The 15,550-nt window shown below is 72.2% G+C and carries 17 protein-coding genes; 5 read left to right on the forward strand and 12 right to left on the reverse strand.

The window, feature by feature from the left end; translation table 11 throughout:
• Positions 1–88: 88 nt before the first annotated feature.
• The 11 genes from ACWF9Z_RS03880 to ACWF9Z_RS03930 form a co-directional block, all read right to left on the reverse strand.
• Complete coding sequence (locus ACWF9Z_RS03880) at positions 89–661, reverse strand: FABP family protein (protein WP_453597100.1); 573 nt, start codon at positions 659–661, stop codon at positions 89–91.
• Positions 662–953: 292 nt separating this feature from the next.
• Entirely contained in the window at positions 954–2,009 is a 1,056-nt protein-coding gene (locus ACWF9Z_RS03885) for a hypothetical protein (protein ID WP_453597102.1), read from the reverse strand.
• On the reverse strand, positions 2,006–2,977 hold the full coding sequence (locus ACWF9Z_RS03890; protein ID WP_453597104.1) for a hypothetical protein: 972 nt from the start codon (positions 2,975–2,977) through the stop codon (positions 2,006–2,008). Before ACWF9Z_RS03890 ends, ACWF9Z_RS03885 begins: the two co-directional genes overlap by 4 nt.
• Positions 2,974–3,786, reverse strand: coding sequence for a hypothetical protein (locus ACWF9Z_RS03895; protein WP_453597106.1), 813 nt, complete (start codon positions 3,784–3,786; stop codon positions 2,974–2,976). Before ACWF9Z_RS03895 ends, ACWF9Z_RS03890 begins: the two co-directional genes overlap by 4 nt.
• A gap of 114 nt (positions 3,787–3,900) precedes the next feature.
• Positions 3,901–4,164: a DUF3099 domain-containing protein gene (locus tag ACWF9Z_RS03900; RefSeq protein WP_453597108.1), complete on the reverse strand. Its 264-nt coding sequence runs from the start codon at positions 4,162–4,164 to the stop codon at positions 3,901–3,903.
• A gap of 150 nt (positions 4,165–4,314) precedes the next feature.
• Positions 4,315–4,605 (reverse strand): DUF1416 domain-containing protein, encoded by a 291-nt coding sequence (locus ACWF9Z_RS03905; protein ID WP_356660116.1) that lies wholly within the window; start codon positions 4,603–4,605, stop codon positions 4,315–4,317.
• 53 nt (positions 4,606–4,658) lie between these two features.
• Positions 4,659–5,504: a sulfurtransferase gene (locus ACWF9Z_RS03910; RefSeq protein WP_453597110.1), complete on the reverse strand. Its 846-nt coding sequence runs from the start codon at positions 5,502–5,504 to the stop codon at positions 4,659–4,661.
• A 207-nt stretch (positions 5,505–5,711) separates the two neighbouring features.
• A complete protein-coding gene (locus tag ACWF9Z_RS03915) occupies positions 5,712–5,801 on the reverse strand; it encodes an Ms5788A family Cys-rich leader peptide (protein ID WP_350875872.1) in 90 nt (29 codons plus the stop codon).
• 158 nt (positions 5,802–5,959) lie between these two features.
• Positions 5,960–6,676 carry an LmeA family phospholipid-binding protein gene (locus ACWF9Z_RS03920; protein WP_453597112.1) on the reverse strand — a complete coding sequence of 239 codons (717 nt, stop codon included), beginning with the start codon at positions 6,674–6,676 and terminating at the stop codon, positions 5,960–5,962.
• 125 nt (positions 6,677–6,801) lie between these two features.
• Positions 6,802–8,316, reverse strand: a complete 1,515-nt coding sequence (locus ACWF9Z_RS03925) for a hypothetical protein (protein ID WP_453597114.1) — start codon at positions 8,314–8,316, stop codon at positions 6,802–6,804.
• 10 nt (positions 8,317–8,326) lie between these two features.
• The gene (locus ACWF9Z_RS03930) at positions 8,327–8,581 is read right to left on the reverse strand and encodes a MoaD/ThiS family protein (RefSeq protein ID WP_453597116.1); all 255 of its coding nucleotides are present in this window, start codon (positions 8,579–8,581) and stop codon (positions 8,327–8,329) included.
• A gap of 488 nt (positions 8,582–9,069) precedes the next feature.
• Between ACWF9Z_RS03930 and ACWF9Z_RS03935 the strand changes: the two genes are divergently transcribed.
• The 5 genes from ACWF9Z_RS03935 to ACWF9Z_RS03955 all read left to right on the forward strand — a co-directional run bounded on the left by ACWF9Z_RS03935 (position 9,070) and on the right by ACWF9Z_RS03955 (position 14,626).
• Entirely contained in the window at positions 9,070–9,840 is a 771-nt protein-coding gene (locus ACWF9Z_RS03935) for a response regulator transcription factor (protein WP_453597118.1), read from the forward strand.
• Positions 9,841–9,910: 70 nt separating this feature from the next.
• Positions 9,911–10,933 carry a LacI family DNA-binding transcriptional regulator gene (locus tag ACWF9Z_RS03940; protein WP_453597120.1) on the forward strand — a complete coding sequence of 341 codons (1,023 nt, stop codon included), beginning with the start codon at positions 9,911–9,913 and terminating at the stop codon, positions 10,931–10,933.
• A 124-nt stretch (positions 10,934–11,057) separates the two neighbouring features.
• Positions 11,058–12,368: a S1C family serine protease gene (locus ACWF9Z_RS03945; protein WP_453597122.1), complete on the forward strand. Its 1,311-nt coding sequence runs from the start codon at positions 11,058–11,060 to the stop codon at positions 12,366–12,368.
• A gap of 51 nt (positions 12,369–12,419) precedes the next feature.
• Positions 12,420–13,157, forward strand: a complete 738-nt coding sequence (locus ACWF9Z_RS03950; RefSeq protein ID WP_453597124.1) for a response regulator transcription factor — start codon at positions 12,420–12,422, stop codon at positions 13,155–13,157.
• A complete protein-coding gene (locus tag ACWF9Z_RS03955; RefSeq protein WP_453597126.1) occupies positions 13,154–14,626 on the forward strand; it encodes a sensor histidine kinase in 1,473 nt (490 codons plus the stop codon). The genes ACWF9Z_RS03950 and ACWF9Z_RS03955 overlap by 4 nt, the downstream gene beginning before the upstream one ends.
• Here the strand turns inward: ACWF9Z_RS03955 and ACWF9Z_RS03960 are convergent.
• Positions 14,606–15,529 (reverse strand): phosphatidylinositol-specific phospholipase C, encoded by a 924-nt coding sequence (locus tag ACWF9Z_RS03960; protein WP_453597128.1) that lies wholly within the window; start codon positions 15,527–15,529, stop codon positions 14,606–14,608. The genes ACWF9Z_RS03955 and ACWF9Z_RS03960 overlap by 21 nt on opposite strands.
• Between the last annotated feature and the right edge of the window lie 21 nt (positions 15,530–15,550).

The raw sequence follows: 15,550 nt of genomic DNA on the forward strand, positions 1-15,550 counted from the left end.
CCGCGCCGCCCCCCCACCCGCGACCGCCCCCCCCGGCCGCGTGGGCGGGTGGGGGGGACATTGCGTTGCGGTGCGTGTTCTCCGCGGGTCAGCGGAAGAAGGCGATGCCGTCGTCCGGCATGTCCGGGAGGTTGCGCGCCATCTCGGCGACCTCCTCGGGCGTGACGACCTTCTTCAGCTGCGCCGACATGTACGGGCGCAGCTCGACCTCGGGGGTGGTCTTCTCCCCGACCCACATCAGGTCGCCCTTGACGTAGCCGTAGAGCCGCTTGCCGCCGCTGTGCGGACGGGAGCCGGCGGTACGCGCGACGGCGTCGGTGACCAGGTCGATCTGGGGCTTCTTGTCGGCGAGGTCGCCGTACCAGATCTCCACGACGCCCTGGTCGCGGACCATGACGATCTCGACCTTGCGCCGGTCGTCGATGCGCCAGTAGCCGGACTCGGACTCCAGCGGCCGGACCTTGTTGCCCTCGGCGTCGAGAACCCAGCTGTGCGAGTGGTACTCCAGGAAGTCCCGGCCGTCGTGGCTGAAGACGACTTCCTGGCCGAAGTTGCACTTCTCCTCACCGGGGAAGTCGAAGACGCCCGCGCCTTCCCAGTTGCCCAGGAGGAAGGCGAGGGGGACGAGGCTCGGGTTCAGGTCGGACGGGATCTGGATCATGAATGGCTGCTCAGGCGATCTGTGGGAGGGGTTCCGGTATCCGGGGCGGGGCCGGCGGCTGATCTGGGAGAGGTCAGCGCTGGCCCTGGTACAGCTTCTTCACGGCGAGTCCGGAGAAGGCGAGGACGCCGACGCAGACCAGGACCAGCAGGGAGGTGAAGACTGCCTCAAGCACGGGGTGCTCCTCGGAGTGTGTGGGGCGGCATTACGGGGCCGGTCCCCAAGCCTACTGGGCTGGGGACCGGCGCACTCTGTGAGGTGGCCCGTACGGCGGGCCCGCTTCCCGGCCCGCTCAGCCGAGCAGCTGGTGCTGGAGGATCACCGTCTGGTGGAACGGCACGGTCGCGACCTCGCCCTTGCGGGTCTGGAGGACGACCGCCTGGATGTCGCCGGACTGGATGCAGCCCGCCTTGACCTGCTCGTCGCCGACCGGCTTCGACTCCGCGAAGAGCGAGACGAAGTTGAGGCTCGGCGCGGACTGGCCCGCCTTGCCCTTGTTCCAGTCCAGGTCCGCTCCCATGAGCTTGACGCCGTTCAGCGCCATGTCCCGGCCACAGCCCTTGAAGGTGTCCACGAAGCCCGAGGCGTGGAAACGCAGCAGGTAAACGCGGGTGCGGGTGCCGTCCGGGGTGGTCCAGCCGCGGCCGGCGATCTGGCGCAGCCCCTCGTCGGTGAACTGCTCCTTCATCTTCTCGCGCGCGCCGGGCTCGTACTCCTCCAGGAAGGTGTCGACGGACACCGCCTCGTCCTTCTCCAGCTTCAGCGTGGAGTCGGGGGTCGCACCGGTGGGAGCCGGCAGGAGCAGCTGGGTGAGGCCCGCGTAGTGGATGCCGTTCTCGTTGTCCTCGGCGAAGGGCACGGCGGCGCCCGGCGGGAGCGTGGGCCGGGACAGCGCCGGGTAGACCCAGCGGCCGTCCGACCGGGTCGACAGGCCCGGGATGTCGGTCCGCTCGGGCTGGGTGACCTGGTAGGCGACGCCCGTGCCGACGGCGGCGAAGACGAGTACGGCAGCCGTCCAGCGGAGCGCGGCGAACAGCTTGCGCCGGTCCTTGGGCCCGGCCGGCACCTCCGGCGCCGCGAAGGGGTTGACCGGAGCCGCCCCGCCCGCGGGAGCCTCGGCGCCCGGTGCCTCGGCACCCGGGTCGGCCGGGGCCGCCGGGGCGGCCCACTGCTCGGGCGCGGTGTCCTGGGGCGCCACGTCGGGCGCCGTCGGCTGCGCGTCCACGGCCTGCGCGTCCACGGCCTGCGCGGGCGCCGGCGCGGCGGAGTCGGCGGAGTCCGGGGCGGTCGCCGGGGCGGGCACGGGGGCGTGCGCCACGGCCTGCGGGGAGGTGTTCTGCTCGGTCACACGGACTCCCCGGGGGACTTCAGGTGGTTCATCTGGTTCTTGAAGAACTCGACGGCGTCGGCGTCCTTGAAGGGCTTGGGCCCGTAGGCGCGGAAGGTGACCATCACGTCGCCCTCGACCGCGACGCAGTCGATCGAGTCGATCTTTTCCTTCTTCTCCTCGCCGATCGCCAGCAGCGAGCACTTGGCGTCCGGGAAGCCGTCCACCTTCGGCGCCTCGCGGCCGTCGCCGGTGAGCTCGAGGAACTTCTTGCTGATCTCGGAGAACTTGCCCACGGCGCCGGGGTCGGCCTGCATGATGCGGACCTCGACGACGGAGGAGAAGCTCGCGTTGATGTAACTGCGGCCGGCCAGGCCCTTGAGCTTCAGCTCGGCCAGCATCTCGTCGCGCTTCTTGCGGTCGGAGCTGGACAGGCCGCCGCGGGCCTCCTTGAAGCCCTCGACCGCCTTCTCGCCCGAGACGAAGAAGTTGTTGCCGTCCTGCTCCAGGTCCGGGCCCAGCGAGAAACCGGACGGGACCGGCAGGAGCTTGCCCGAGAGTTCGTTGGCCGGCACGGAGCCGGGCTCGGCGGGCTTCTCGTACCGATCGCCCAGGGGGACCCAGTACGCGGTGGGCGCGGTCCGGTCGGCGTCCGCGATCGCGGCGGACGCCCAGACGCCGCCGCCCACGAGAGCGGCCACGGCCACGACGCCGGCGACCAGGGCGACCGCCTTGCGGTTGACCTTGCGCGCGGGCGCCGGCGGCGCCACGGGGTACGGGGTCGCGTACGGGTTCGGGGTCTCGTGCGCGTGCGCGTGCGCGTGCGCGCTCGGGGCCTCGCCCACGGTCTCGTTCGGGGTCGTGGCGGGCGCCTCGGGCGCCGCGGCCGCCTCGGGCGCCGCCTGGACCTCGGCCGCGACGCCGGTGGCCGGAACCTCGGCCGGGACCTCGGCGGGAACCGGGGTCACGTCGTTCTGGGGCTCGGTCACAGTCGCTCCAGCTGTCGCTTGGCCAGGTCCATGATGTCGCTCTCGGAAACCTTGCCCCGGTTGTTCACGAGGTGGATGTCGAGCACGATGTCGCCGCGGCGGGCGATGGCCCGGGCGCCGCGCATCGGGAGGTAACCCGGCTTCTCGTCGGCCTCCGAGTCCACCCAGACGTGCCCGAGGTCGGAGGGGAGACCGGGGATGGCCGTGCCCGCGTTGCCCGCGAACTTCTTCTCGGGCATGTAGCTGGACTGGCCGGTCTGGTAGTCGTCCGCCCCGTCGCGGTCGTTGAACTGCAGCAGCTGCACGGCGACGAAGGTGCTGTCGCCCTCCGAGTACTGCACCGACGCGAGTCGGCGGACCTTGGTGCCGACGAGGTTGCGCAGCATGTGGTCCGGCTCCTCGAACGAGGTCGCCGTGTAGTCGACGGTGTCGTAGCCCGAACCCTCGACCTTCGCACCGGACGGGGCCTCGATCAGCAGCTTGGCGAGGTCGTCGTCCGTCTTGTGCCAGCGGTTGGCGTTGATCGTCTTGTTCGTGGTGGCGTCGTCGGGCGCGAGCGCCTTCGGGTACGCCACGCCGGCCTGGGCCAGCGGGGCCAGCGGTGTCGGTTCGCGGTCGTACTGGATCGCGTAACCGGTGACCGTTCCCGCGAGCACGCCGAGGACGACTGCGCCCGCGATCAGGAGCAGCGTGCGGCCGCCACGACGGCGGCGGGGAGCGGCCGCGGCCACGGCCACGTCCGCAGTGCCCGGTTCCGGGGCGGTCTCCTCCTCTTTCCGCTGCTCAGGGATGGTCTGTTCGTGTTCCAAAAGAAGTCCCCCCACAGGACTGGAGTCGCGGGCCGATCGGCCGCGTACAGAGATGACACCTTGCTGGGGGGAGATGTTGTACGCATGCTTATTACATTTTTATCTCAATAGGTTTCAGTCGTCACGGCGCCGCTTTCCGTCCAGTTCGTCCCACCACTCGTCGGACTTCGCGTCACCGGAGGGGTCGTCCCACCAGCGGTCGTCCGGACCCCGCCGGTTCGCGACGATCGCGGCGACCGGCGGAATGACCATGGCGACCACGCACAGCGCCACGGCGGCCTCGACGGACCACAGGCGCACGAAGGACCAGGCGGAGACGAAGAGGAACAGGCATCCGCCCATGAGCAGGAAGTAGGCGCGGCGGCGCCGGGCGTACATGCCTTCAGGGTAGAGCCGCGAGCGGCCGACGCGCAGGCCCCGGGACGGCGCGAAGGGCCGCATCCCGGTCCAGTGGCGTCCAACCCCCGGGGATGCGGCCCTTCGGCCGGTCATGCGGTCACGCGGTCAGGCCGCGCGCTTACGCGGAGTTCAGACCGCGATCGCCACGTCCGTGACGCCGCCGGCCTCGGCGACGACCACGGCGCGGTCGGCCTGGGCGCCGGGCACGAGCGCCCGCAGCGTCCAGGAGCCCGTGGCCGCGTAGAAGCGGAACTGGCCGGTCGTCGAGGTCGGGACCTCGGCGGTGAACTCGCCGGTCGAGTCCAGCAGCCGCACGTAGCCGCTGACGGGCTGGCCGTCCTGGGTCAGCTGACCCTGGATGGCGGTCTCACCGGGCTTGAGAGCCCCGAGGTCGGGACCGCCGATCTTTGCTCCACACATGTTCTCTGTCCTGTCCTAGAGAGGGATGACTACGGGGCGTCGCGTGCCCGGACCTACTTGTTGGCGCCGAGCTCGATCGGCACGCCCACCAGCGAGCCGTACTCGGTCCAGGAACCGTCGTAGTTCTTGACGTTCTCCTGGCCCAGGAGCTCGTGCAGCACGAACCAGGTCAGCGCGGAGCGCTCGCCGATGCGGCAGTAGGCGATGGTGTCCTTCGCCAGGTCGACCTGCTCGGCCTCGTAGAGGGCGGTGAGCTCCTCGTCGGACTTGAACGTGCCGTCGTCGTTGGCGTTCTTCGACCACGGGATGTTGCGGGCGCTCGGCACGTGGCCGGGGCGCTGCGACTGCTCCTGCGGGAGGTGGGCCGGCGCGAGCAGCTTGCCGGAGAACTCGTCGGGCGAGCGGACGTCGACCAGGTTCAGGGAGCCGATCGCGGCCACGACGTCGTCGCGGAAGGCGCGGATCGAGGAGTCCTGGGCCTTGGCCTTGTACGCGGTGGCCGGGCGGTCGGGAACCTCGGTGCCGTCGACCAGGTCGCGGGAGTCGAGCTCCCACTTCTTGCGGCCGCCGTCGAGCAGGCGGACGTCCTGGTGGCCGTAGAGCTTGAAGTACCAGTAGGCGTAGGACGCGAACCAGTTGTTGTTGCCCCCGTAGAGGACCACGGTGTCGTCGTTGGAGATGCCCTTGGCGGAGAGGAGCTTCTCGAAGCCCTCCTGGTCCACGAAGTCACGCCGGACCGGGTCCTGGAGGTCGCGCTGCCAGTCGATCCGGACGGCGTTGGTGATGTGGTTCTTGTCGTAGGCGGACGTGTCCTCGTCCACCTCGACGATGACGACGTTCGCGTCGTTCAGGTGGGCCTCGACCCAGTCGGCGTCTACGAGGACGTCGCTGCGGCTCATGGTGTTCTCCTCCGGGGCAGTGTGCGGCGGGGTGGTGCTGGTGTTTCCGGTGGTGCCGGGTGCGTGGTGTCCGTGCTTCCGGGGTGCGCTCACGGATCCCGTTGCGGGGAGGCGCCGGGAGGGCGGGAGGCAGGAGGGGTCACACGAGGTCCACGCGGGAAAAGCGGAAGGCCGTCGTCCGGCTATGGAGCGGGATGCGCTCACACGTCACATGGATCGACAGAGCATGGCGGCGACGCGACACAGGTCTACTGCCCGTCGCTTCGTGAGGTCCGCCTGCTGATGCTTCATAGCCATGGATCGTAGGGACGAATCGGCCGCCCTGTCACCGCCGTGTCATATTTCGAGACAGGATCGTCCGCATAGTGGGATCCGCGCTCTCGGGGAGGCCGCCGCGCCACCCCGGGGAGCCGTCCGGGGCCCGTCCCATCTGCGGATCGGACCCCGGCGTCTCACTATCCGGCCAGCGACAGATCCGTACCCCCCAGAGTGAGGTGCACACCGGCCTCGTCGGAGGTCAGCGCCGTCAGCTGGACCCCGGACGGCAGACCGCCGTCGAGCCGCCGGTCGAAGTCGGTCTTCTTGCGGATCGCGGTCTCGACCCCGGGGACGCCCTCGCCCGGAACCTCGTCGGCGCGCACCCGCACGATCTTGGAGCCCTTGGCGTCCTTGGAATCGACCAGCGAGATCGTCGACACCACGCTCCGGGTGAGGGTCTTGCCGAGGACCTCCACGCTCGCGGTGACCTTCAGCTTGCCCGGCGCCCCGCCGTAGGCGACGGTCACGCCGGGCTGTGCGGCCCCGCCCAGGTCCGCGTACGTGACGAGGGCCGAGCCCTCGGCGCGGCGGGCGGTGCCGCCGCTGTAGTCGCCGTTCAGCTCCACCCCGTGGAAGGCGACCCGGATCTCGGACAGGCGCGTCCTGCGGCCGTCCGTGGTCGCCACGTCGACCCCGTCCACCTTCAGGTCGACCCGGTCGAGGTCGTGGGCGAGCGCCTGCGTCAGGAAGGGGAAGCCGTGGATGTCCACGCCCACGCCGCCCGGCAGGTTCTGCCGCGCCTGGATGCGGTCGGCCAGCCGGTTCTCGGCATAGCCGACCGCCCAGCGGTCCGCTCCGACGAACAGGCCGCCGAGGACCACCGCGATGATCAAAAAGACACGCAGGACACGCACGTGCCCACCCCCCATGACGATTGGTACGTACGTCCTAGTGGACCATGACCCGTCGTCAGCGTGCCGTGAGCGCCCCCCGCGCGCCCCCACAGGGGCGCCCGGCGGGGACGCCCCGCGGGGGAGGGTCAGCCCACCACCCGTCCGATGAGGTAGACCGCCGGAGCCGCCGCGGCCAGCGGCAGCGCGACACCGGCCGTCATGTGGACGAACTTCGACGGGTAGTCGTACGCCGCCACGCGCAGCCCGATCAGCGCGCACGCCCCGGCCACCAGGCCGATCAGCGCGCCCCCGGCCCCCACGGACGTCAGCCCGCCCACGGCGATGCCCGCGCCGGCCCCGGCGGCCAGCGCGACCCCGACCGAGGCCGCGGTGGGCAGCGGCAGCGCGCGGGCGAAGACGGCCACCGCCACGGCGGCCGCACCCACGGTCGCGGCCGCGGAACCGGCCGCGAGGTAGCCGGCGCACACGATGGCGAGCGCGGCCGAGGCCACCGAGGCCATCAGCCCGTACATCCGCTCGTCCGGACCGGCGTGGCTGCGCAGCTGGAGGACCAGCGTGATCAGCACCCACGCGCCGAGCGTGCCGATGATCGCGCCGGGGCCGTGCGCGTCGTCCACCGCGAGCACGGCCGCGTCGGCGACCACGGCTCCGGCGAAGGCGAGCGCGATGCCCTGCCGGGCCGGCCACATGCCGTTGAGCCGGAACCAGCCGGCCGCGGTGAGGCCCTGGAGGGCGATCAGGGGCGCGAGCAGCGCGAGGTCGCCGAGGGCGGCGGCCGCGGCGATGACCAGGCCGAGGGCGGCGGTCAGTATGGCCGCCTGCGGGCCGGGATCGATGACCGGCGAGCGGCCCTCGGCGCGGGCCTGCGCCGGGTCCACGGCGCGGAGCGTGTTGCCCGCCAGGGTGGGCGGGGAGTACGCGGGCTCCTCACCGGGCTCACCGCCCGCCCCCTCGGCGAAGGCCGCCACCGGGACCGCCTGCGGGACCTCGGCCGCGACGGCCGCCTGCGGCGGGAGGTAGGCGGTCGGGTCCGACCAGTCCTGCGCGGGGGCCGGAGCCTGGGGCTGGGCCTGGGCCTGGGCCGGGTCGGCCGGGCCGGGGTACGGGGGCAGGTACGCGGTCTCTCCCCACTGGGGCTGCGACTGCTGCTGGTGCGGCTGCTGCTGGTGCGGCTGCTGCTGCGCCGGTGCGGGGGCCTGGGCCTGCGGCTCCTCACGGAACCAGTGGTCCGGCGCGGCCGTCTGCCGGTACGCGGGCGCGGCCGGCGCGGCGTAGGGATCCGGGTACGGAGAAGGCTGCTGCGGCGACTGCTGGTGCTGCTGCGGCTGCGGCTGCGGCTGGGCCCACTCCTGCCCGGGATCCGGCACCTGGGCCGGGGTCTGGACCTGCGCCCGGGCCGGGTCGTGCCCCGGCACCTCGTCGCGGAACCAGCCCTCGGGGGCCATCGGGTACTGGGCGGGTACGCCCTCCAGCGGGGACTGCACCGGCTGGTACGAGGTGTCCCACGTCGGGGACTGCCAGGTCTGCGTCCCGTACGGATCCGGCTGCTGCTGCTGCTGAAGCTGCTGCTGCTGGAGCTGCTGTTCCAGGAACTGCTGCTCCATGTGCTGCTGCTGTTGTTGTTCCTCGGGCGTGCTCATGGGACTCCGCTCACCCGCCCGCGAACGGCGGGAGCACCTCGACGGTGCCCCCCTCGGTCAGCTCGACGGAATCGTGCGGGCGCTTGCCCACGGGCTCTTCGTTCACGAGGAAGGAGCAGCGCAGCAGGACCCGGGCCAGCTCCCCGGGGTGGCGTTCCCGCACGGCGTCGAGCGCCTCGGCCAGTGTCCGCGCCGAGTACGGCTCCTCCGCCGTCTTGGCCGCGGCCTTCGCCGCCGCCCAGTAGCGGATGGTCCCGGTTGCCACTGCACGCTCCTCTCGTCGGCGCTCTGCCGTCGGCGTCCATCATGAACCCTCGGGCCCCCGAACCCGGCGTGCCTCCGCGCGCCCGGCATGCGCCCGGGCGGCCCGCACGGGGTCCGCCGAACCGGTGAAACCCGCGCACGGGCACGTCGCGGGGGTGGCGCGCACCACAGAAGACCCCCCGCCGAAGCCTCGGTCCCGGCGACGGAGGTGGGCTATTCTGCTGCCGAGAGGATCCGGGCAACGTAGCCCCCGGGTCCTTTTGTGCTTTCAGCACGTTGAACGGACCGAGAACAGTGGTATCCATCCGGACCTCAGGGCGCGGGGACCGGGCGGAGGCAAATCGTACGAAGCAGTGCCGCGAACTCCCCCAGCTACCGCTGGGAGGTGCCCCCGGGACGGGACCGAGGAGGAACCGACGTGATGGACCAGCGAACCGTGCGTGCACACGCGCACGCACACCACAGCCCCAACGGGGCAGGTGGTCGGGCATGAGCTCTCTCCTGCTCCTGACCAATGCCCTGCAGCCGTCCACCGAGGTGCTGCCCGCCCTCGGCCTGCTGCTCCACTCCGTCCGGGTCGCACCCGCCGAGGGCCCCGCCCTCGTGGACACCCCGGGCGCCGACGTCATCCTCGTGGACGGCCGCCGCGACCTGCCGCAAGTGCGCTCGCTCTGCCAGCTGCTCCGCTCCACGGGACCGGGCTGTCCGCTGATCCTCGTCGTCACCGAGGGCGGCCTCGCGGCCGTCACCGCCGACTGGGGCATCGACGACGTCCTCCTCGACACCGCCGGACCGGCCGAGGTCGAGGCGCGGCTGCGCCTGGCCACCGGGCGCCAGCAGCTCGGCTCGGACGACTCCCCGATGGAGATCCGCAACGGCGACCTGTCGGTCGACGAGGCGACCTACTCGGCGAAGCTGAAGGGACGGGTCCTGGACCTCACCTTCAAGGAGTTCGAGCTGCTCAAGTACCTCGCCCAGCACCCGGGCCGGGTCTTCACCCGCGCCCAGCTGCTGCAGGAGGTCTGGGGCTACGACTACTTCGGCGGCACCCGGACCGTCGACGTGCACGTACGGCGCCTGCGCGCGAAACTCGGCCCCGAGCACGAGTCCCTGATCGGCACCGTCCGCAACGTCGGCTACCGCTTCGTCACGCCCGAGAAGGTCGAGCGGGCGGCGGCGGAAGCGGCGGCCCAGGCGGCCGCGAAGGCGGCGGCGCAGACCGCGGCGCAGACCGCGGCGGCGCTCACCCGAATGGACTAGGAGGGCCGCGGGGCCGACCTCCTCCGGCCGCCCTGCCCAGAGGCAGGTCACCCCGCGTAGACTGCCGCGCGTGGCCAAGGTGACGCGGGATGACGTGGCACGACTTGCGGGTACTTCTACCGCCGTCGTGAGTTACGTGATCAACAACGGACCCCGGCCGGTTGCCCCGGCCACGCGCGAGCGTGTCCTCGCCGCGATCAAGGATCTGGGCTACCGCCCGGACCGGGTCGCGCAGGCGATGGCCTCACGGCGCACCGACCTCATAGGCATGATCGTCCCGGACGCCCGGCAGCCGTTCTTCGCGGAGATGGCGCACGCGGTGGAACAGGCCGCCGCCGAACGCGGAAAGATGGTGCTGGTCGGGAACTCCGACTACCGCGACGAGCGCGAGGTCCACTACCTGCGGGCGTTCCTCGGCATGCGAGTCTCCGGACTGATCCTCGTCAGCCAGGGCATGAGCGAGCGGGCCGCCTCGGAGATCGAGGCGTGGGACGCGCGGGTGGTGCTGCTGCACGAGCGGCCGGAGGCCATCGACGACGTCGCCGTCGTCACCGACGACATCGGCGGCGCGCAGCTCGCCACCCGTCACCTGCTCGAGCACGGGCACCCGTACGTGGCCTGCCTGGGCGGGATCGAGAACACCCCCGAGGTCGGCGACCCGGTGGCCGACCACGTCGAGGGCTGGAGGCGGGCGATGCTCGAATCCGGCCGCTCGGTGGACGGCCGGCTCTTCAAGGCCCCGTACAACCGCTACGACGCCTACAAGGTCGCCCTGGAGCTCCTGGCCGGCCCGGACCGCCCCCCGGCGATCTTCTGCGCCACGGACGACCAGGCCATCGGCGTGCTGCGGGCGGCACGGGAGCTGCGCATCGACGTTCCGGAGGAGCTGGCCGTGGCCGGCTTCGACGACGTGAAGGAGGCGGCCCTCACGGACCCGCCGCTCACGACGATCGCCTCGGACCGCCCCGCGATGGCCCGCGCGGCGGTGGACCTGGTGCTGGACGACGCCCTGCGCGTGGCCGGCTCCCGCCGCGAGCGCCTCAAGCAGTTCCCGTCGGCCCTGGTCATCCGCCGCTCCTGCGGCTGCCACTAGCGCTGTGTCCCGCCCGGGAACCCGGGCGGGACCCGGGCGGGTTTATATCGGGCATACGCGGTTCTGTCGGGCTTCTCAGCGGGGACTCAGGAAGCTCTCATGATCCGGGCGCACAGTCGTATCCATGACCGAGAACTTCCGCCGCGAAGGCGAGTACCCACAGGAGAACCGCCCGGCCCAGCACGCGCCCTTCGGCGAGGACTGGCAGCGCGGCCGTGACCGGTCGGCCCACGAGGCCTCGTACCCCCCGCCGCCCGCCTACCCCCCGGCCGCGCCGCCCGCCCCCGGCTGGCACGAGGCGCACACGCCCCCGGTCATCCCCGGCGAGACCGTCACCCCGCCGGCCGGCGGCCACGGCGGAAACTACGGCGGCGGCCACGGCGGAAACTACGGCGGCGGCCACGACGGCGGCTACGGCGGCGAAGCCGGCCCCACCGGCTGGGCCACCTGGGGCGAGGCCGCGCCCGCGGCCCCGGCCCCCGGGCCGGTCCCCCACCACGGCCCGGTCCGGGCCAAGCGCCCGGTCGCCCTCCTCGCCGCCGTCGCCCTCGCGGCGGCGGTCATCGGCGGCGGTACGGCGGCGGCCGTCCAGCAGCTGCTCGCCGACCGCGGCATCACCGGCTCCACCGGGGTCAACGGCAACACCATCTCGCAGTCGAACAGCGGCACCGTCTCCGGCGTGGCCGAGAACGTCAGCCCCTCCGTCGTCCGCATCGACACCAGCACCCGGTCCGGCCAGGGCACCGGCTCCGGCGTCGTGATCACCGGCGACGGCGAGATCGTCACCAACAACCACGTCATCGACGGCGCCACCCAGATCCAGGTGACGACGAGCGACGGCAAGAAGTACCCGGCGAAGATCGTCGGCACGGACCCGGACAAGGACCTCGCCCTCATCAAGCTCGAGGGCGCCAGCGGTCTCAAGGCCGCCGCTCTCGGCGACTCCGACAAGATCAAGGTCGGCGACGAGGTCGTCGCCATCGGCTCCCCCGACCGCCTCACCGGCACGGTCACCAGCGGCATCGTCTCGGCGCTGAACCGCGAGGTGAACGTCCCGAAGTCCGAGCAGCAGCAGTCCCCCCAGAACGGCTTCCCCTTCTCCTACGGCGGCAAGCAGTTCAACGGGAACACCGGATCCGACACCACCTCGTACAAGGCCATCCAGACGGACGCCTCCCTCAACCCCGGCAACTCCGGCGGCGCCCTCGTCAACATGAACGGCGAGATCGTCGGAATGCCCTCCGCGATCTACTCCCCCTCCAGCGGCAGCGGCTCCGCCGGCAGCGTCGGCCTGGGCTTCGCCATCCCCGTGAACACGATCAAGGCCGACCTGCCCTCCCTCCGCAAGGGCGGCCCCGGCGGTACGGGCGGCGCGGACAACGGCGGCAACGACGGCGCCACCGACGGCACCAACGGTTTCGGGACCTCCTACTAGGCCGACCGTGCGAGCCTGTGAGGAGACCGACCACCACCCCTGGGGGACCGAATGACCGCCGAAGGCGACCAGCAGCGCATCCTCGTCGTCGACGACGAGCCGGCCGTACGCGAGGCCCTGCGCCGCAGTCTGGCCTTCGAGGGGTACGGCGCACAGACCGCGGTCGACGGGCTCGACGCCCTCGACAAGACGGCCTCGTACGCCCCCGACCTGATCATCCTGGACATCCAGATGCCCCGGATGGACGGTCTGACGGCCGCCCGGCGCCTGCGCGCCGCCGGCAGCACCACCCCCGTCCTGATGCTGACCGCCCGCGACACCGTCGGCGACCGCGTCACCGGCCTCGACGCCGGCGCCGACGACTACCTGGTCAAGCCGTTCGAACTGGACGAGCTCTTCGCCCGCGTCCGCGCACTGCTGCGCCGCAGCTCCTACGCCGCGCCCGCCACCGGGGGCGGGCATCCCGAGGACGCCGACGCCCTGACCTTCGCCGACCTGCGCATGGACCTCGCCACCCGCGAGGTCACCCGCGCCGGACGCCCGGTGGAACTGACCCGCACCGAGTTCACCCTGCTGGAGATGTTCCTCGCGCACCCGCGCCAGGTCCTGACCCGCGAGCAGATCCTCAAGACCGTGTGGGGCTTCGACTTCGAGCCCAGCTCCAACTCCCTGGACGTGTACGTGATGTACCTGCGCCGCAAGACCGAGGCCGGGGGCGAGCCCCGCCTGGTCCACACCGTGCGCGGGGTGGGCTACGTACTGCGCGCGGGTGAGAGCGGCCCCGAATGAGCCCGGCCGCCAGATTCCGCGCCCTCCCGCTGCGCTCGCGCCTCGCCCTGCTGGTCGCGGTCGCGGTGGCGCTGGCGGTCGCGGCGGTCGCCAGCATCAGCTGGTTCATGGTCCGCACCCAGCTGAACGAGCAGCTGAACAGCTCGCTGCGCTCCACCAACGCCCGGGCGCAGGCGAGCCAGACGCTGAACCGGCTCGGGTGCCAGGAGAAGGTGCCCGGCCCCTTCGAGAACAACCTCAGCGCACAGGTGCAGATCGTGCTGCCGGCGGGCGGGCGCTGCTGGGTGGACGGAAAGAACACCCTCCCCGTCACCGCCTACGACCTCGAGGTATCCAAGGGACAGCGCGGGGCGGTCATGTACGACAGCAGGACCACGGACGGCACTCCCGTGCGCGTCTACACCCAGCCCGTGGAACTGACCTCCGGGCCGGGCGTGCAGAACGCCGCCATCTCGGTCGCCAAGCCCCTCTCCGACGTCGACAAGCCGCTGTCCACCCTGGCCTGGGTCCTCGTCCTCGTCTGCGGCATCGGTGTCGTCGGCGCCGGCGCGGCCGGCCTGTGGGTGGCCCGTACGGGGCTGCGCCCGGTCGACGAACTGACCGGCGCCGTCGAGCACATCGCCCGCACCGAGGACCTGACCGTGCGGATCCCCGACGAGGGCGACGACGAGATCGCCCGCCTGTCGCGGTCCTTCAACTCCATGACGGCCGCCCTCGCCTCCTCCCAGGAGCGGCAGGCGCAGCTGATCGCGGACGCCGGGCACGAGCTGCGCACCCCGCTCACCTCCCTGCGCACCAACATCGAGCTGCTCGCGCGCAGCGAGCAGACCGGCCGGGCCATCCCGCCCGAGGACCGCAAGGAACTGCTGGCCTCGGTCAAGGCGCAGATGACCGAACTGGCCTCGCTGATCGGCGACTTGCAGGAGCTCTCCCGCCCGGACGCGGCCGCCCCCGGCCCGCTGGGCGTGGTGGCCCTGCACGAGATCGCGGGCACCGCGCTGTCCCGGGCCCGGCTGCGCGGTCCGGAGCTGGAGTTCACCTCCGACCTGGCGCCCTGGTACGTACGGGGCGAGGCGGCGGCCCTGGAGCGCGCGGTGGTCAACGTCCTGGACAACGCGGTGAAGTTCAGCCCGCCGGGCGGCCGGGTCGCCGTGGTGCTGCGCGCGGGCGAGCTGACCGTGCGGGACCACGGACCCGGCATCCCGGCGGCCGACCTCCCGCACGTCTTCGAGCGCTTCTGGCGCTCCCCGTCGGCCCGCGCCCTGCCCGGCAGCGGCCTCGGCCTGTCGATCGTGGCCCGTACGGTGCTGCGCGCGGGCGGCACGGCCGAGCTGCGGGCGCCGCGCGACGGCGGACCGGGCGCGGAAGCGGTGCTCCGCATCCCGGGGGCCCCGGCTCCGCCGCCCGAGGCGGCCCCGGCCGACGGGCCGGGGCCCTCCGGGCAGCGGTCAGTTGTGCCGGATCAGTGAGGCGACCAGGCCGGAGCGGGTGTTGGGGAAGTCCATCGGGACGATCCCGAGCCCGGTCCGGCCGGCCAGCTCCGAGCCGTCGACGAACGCGTGGACCTGCGGGTTGAGCCGGTCGGAGTTCCAGCGGGGCGGCAGGGCGGCCGCTGTGCTCGTGTAGTTCATGAAGAACTTCCCGGGCTGGGACACGGCCTTGCGGAACTGGTTCTCGATCTTGCCCCGCTTGCCGAAGGGCTCGGCCATGTAGTCGTCCTGGATGTCGAAGACGTTGCCGTCGCCGTAGCGCAGCCCGCCGGGCAGACCGCCGTTGTCGGGGAGCAGCAGGACCTTTCCGCGCGCCTGCCCGAGGGTGGGCAGCGCGTTCGCGATCTTGAACAGTGGGCTCCAGCCACGGTTGTTCAGGTAGTCGTCGAAGACAGCGCGGAAGGTGGCGTCGCTCTCCTCGGAGTACTCCTGCTTGAGCCGCATCAGCACGGTCTCGGAGGGGTGCGCGGCGAGGAAGTTCCAGCAGGCGACGAGGACGTCGCCGAACATCAGGTTCTGGTAGAACGAGCCGTGGTGGATGGCGAAGGATCCGCCGGTCACCCGGCAGCGGACGTCCAGGAAGCGGATCCCGGAGTCGAGCTGCTCGGCGATGGAGGTGTTCTGGCAGGCGACGTAGAGCCCGCCCTGGCGGGCGCCGGAGTCATGGGTGCCGGGGATGGTCATCCGCTGCAGGGCGGTGGAGTCGCCGATCCCCGCCATCCAGTCCTGGGTCGACAGCGCCCGCGCGGACGCCGGCGCGGACGCCGCTCCCAGCGCCACGGCGGCGCCGAGGGCCGCCGCCCCGGCGAGGAATCCCCGCCGCCCCAGCCCCGCACCCCGACCCGCGGCCGTACCCGTAGCCGTGTCCACGCCCATGCCCATGTCCGCCCCTTTGCCGACTCA

The sequence above is a fragment of the Streptomyces sp. NPDC054961 genome, assembly GCF_053609145.1.

What these genes read in the sequence shown, in the direction of transcription:
- ACWF9Z_RS03915 (WP_350875872.1), bottom strand. Translation starts at nt 5,801, where the DNA reads ATGGCTATGAAGCATCAGCAGGCGGACCTCACGAAGCGACGGGCAGTA.
- ACWF9Z_RS03910 (WP_453597110.1), bottom strand. Translation starts at nt 5,504, where the DNA reads ATGAGCCGCAGCGACGTCCTCGTAGACGCCGACTGGGTCGAGGCCCAC.
- ACWF9Z_RS03935 (WP_453597118.1), top strand. Translation starts at nt 9,070, where the DNA reads ATGAGCTCTCTCCTGCTCCTGACCAATGCCCTGCAGCCGTCCACCGAG.
- ACWF9Z_RS03945 (WP_453597122.1), top strand. Translation starts at nt 11,058, where the DNA reads ATGACCGAGAACTTCCGCCGCGAAGGCGAGTACCCACAGGAGAACCGC.
- ACWF9Z_RS03960 (WP_453597128.1), bottom strand. Translation starts at nt 15,529, where the DNA reads ATGGGCATGGGCGTGGACACGGCTACGGGTACGGCCGCGGGTCGGGGT.
- ACWF9Z_RS03925 (WP_453597114.1), bottom strand. Translation starts at nt 8,316, where the DNA reads ATGAGCACGCCCGAGGAACAACAACAGCAGCAGCACATGGAGCAGCAG.
- ACWF9Z_RS03905 (WP_356660116.1), bottom strand. Translation starts at nt 4,605, where the DNA reads ATGTGTGGAGCAAAGATCGGCGGTCCCGACCTCGGGGCTCTCAAGCCC.
- ACWF9Z_RS03880 (WP_453597100.1), bottom strand. Translation starts at nt 661, where the DNA reads ATGATCCAGATCCCGTCCGACCTGAACCCGAGCCTCGTCCCCCTCGCC.
- ACWF9Z_RS03955 (WP_453597126.1), top strand. Translation starts at nt 13,154, where the DNA reads ATGAGCCCGGCCGCCAGATTCCGCGCCCTCCCGCTGCGCTCGCGCCTC.
- ACWF9Z_RS03900 (WP_453597108.1), bottom strand. Translation starts at nt 4,164, where the DNA reads ATGTACGCCCGGCGCCGCCGCGCCTACTTCCTGCTCATGGGCGGATGC.
- ACWF9Z_RS03950 (WP_453597124.1), top strand. Translation starts at nt 12,420, where the DNA reads ATGACCGCCGAAGGCGACCAGCAGCGCATCCTCGTCGTCGACGACGAG.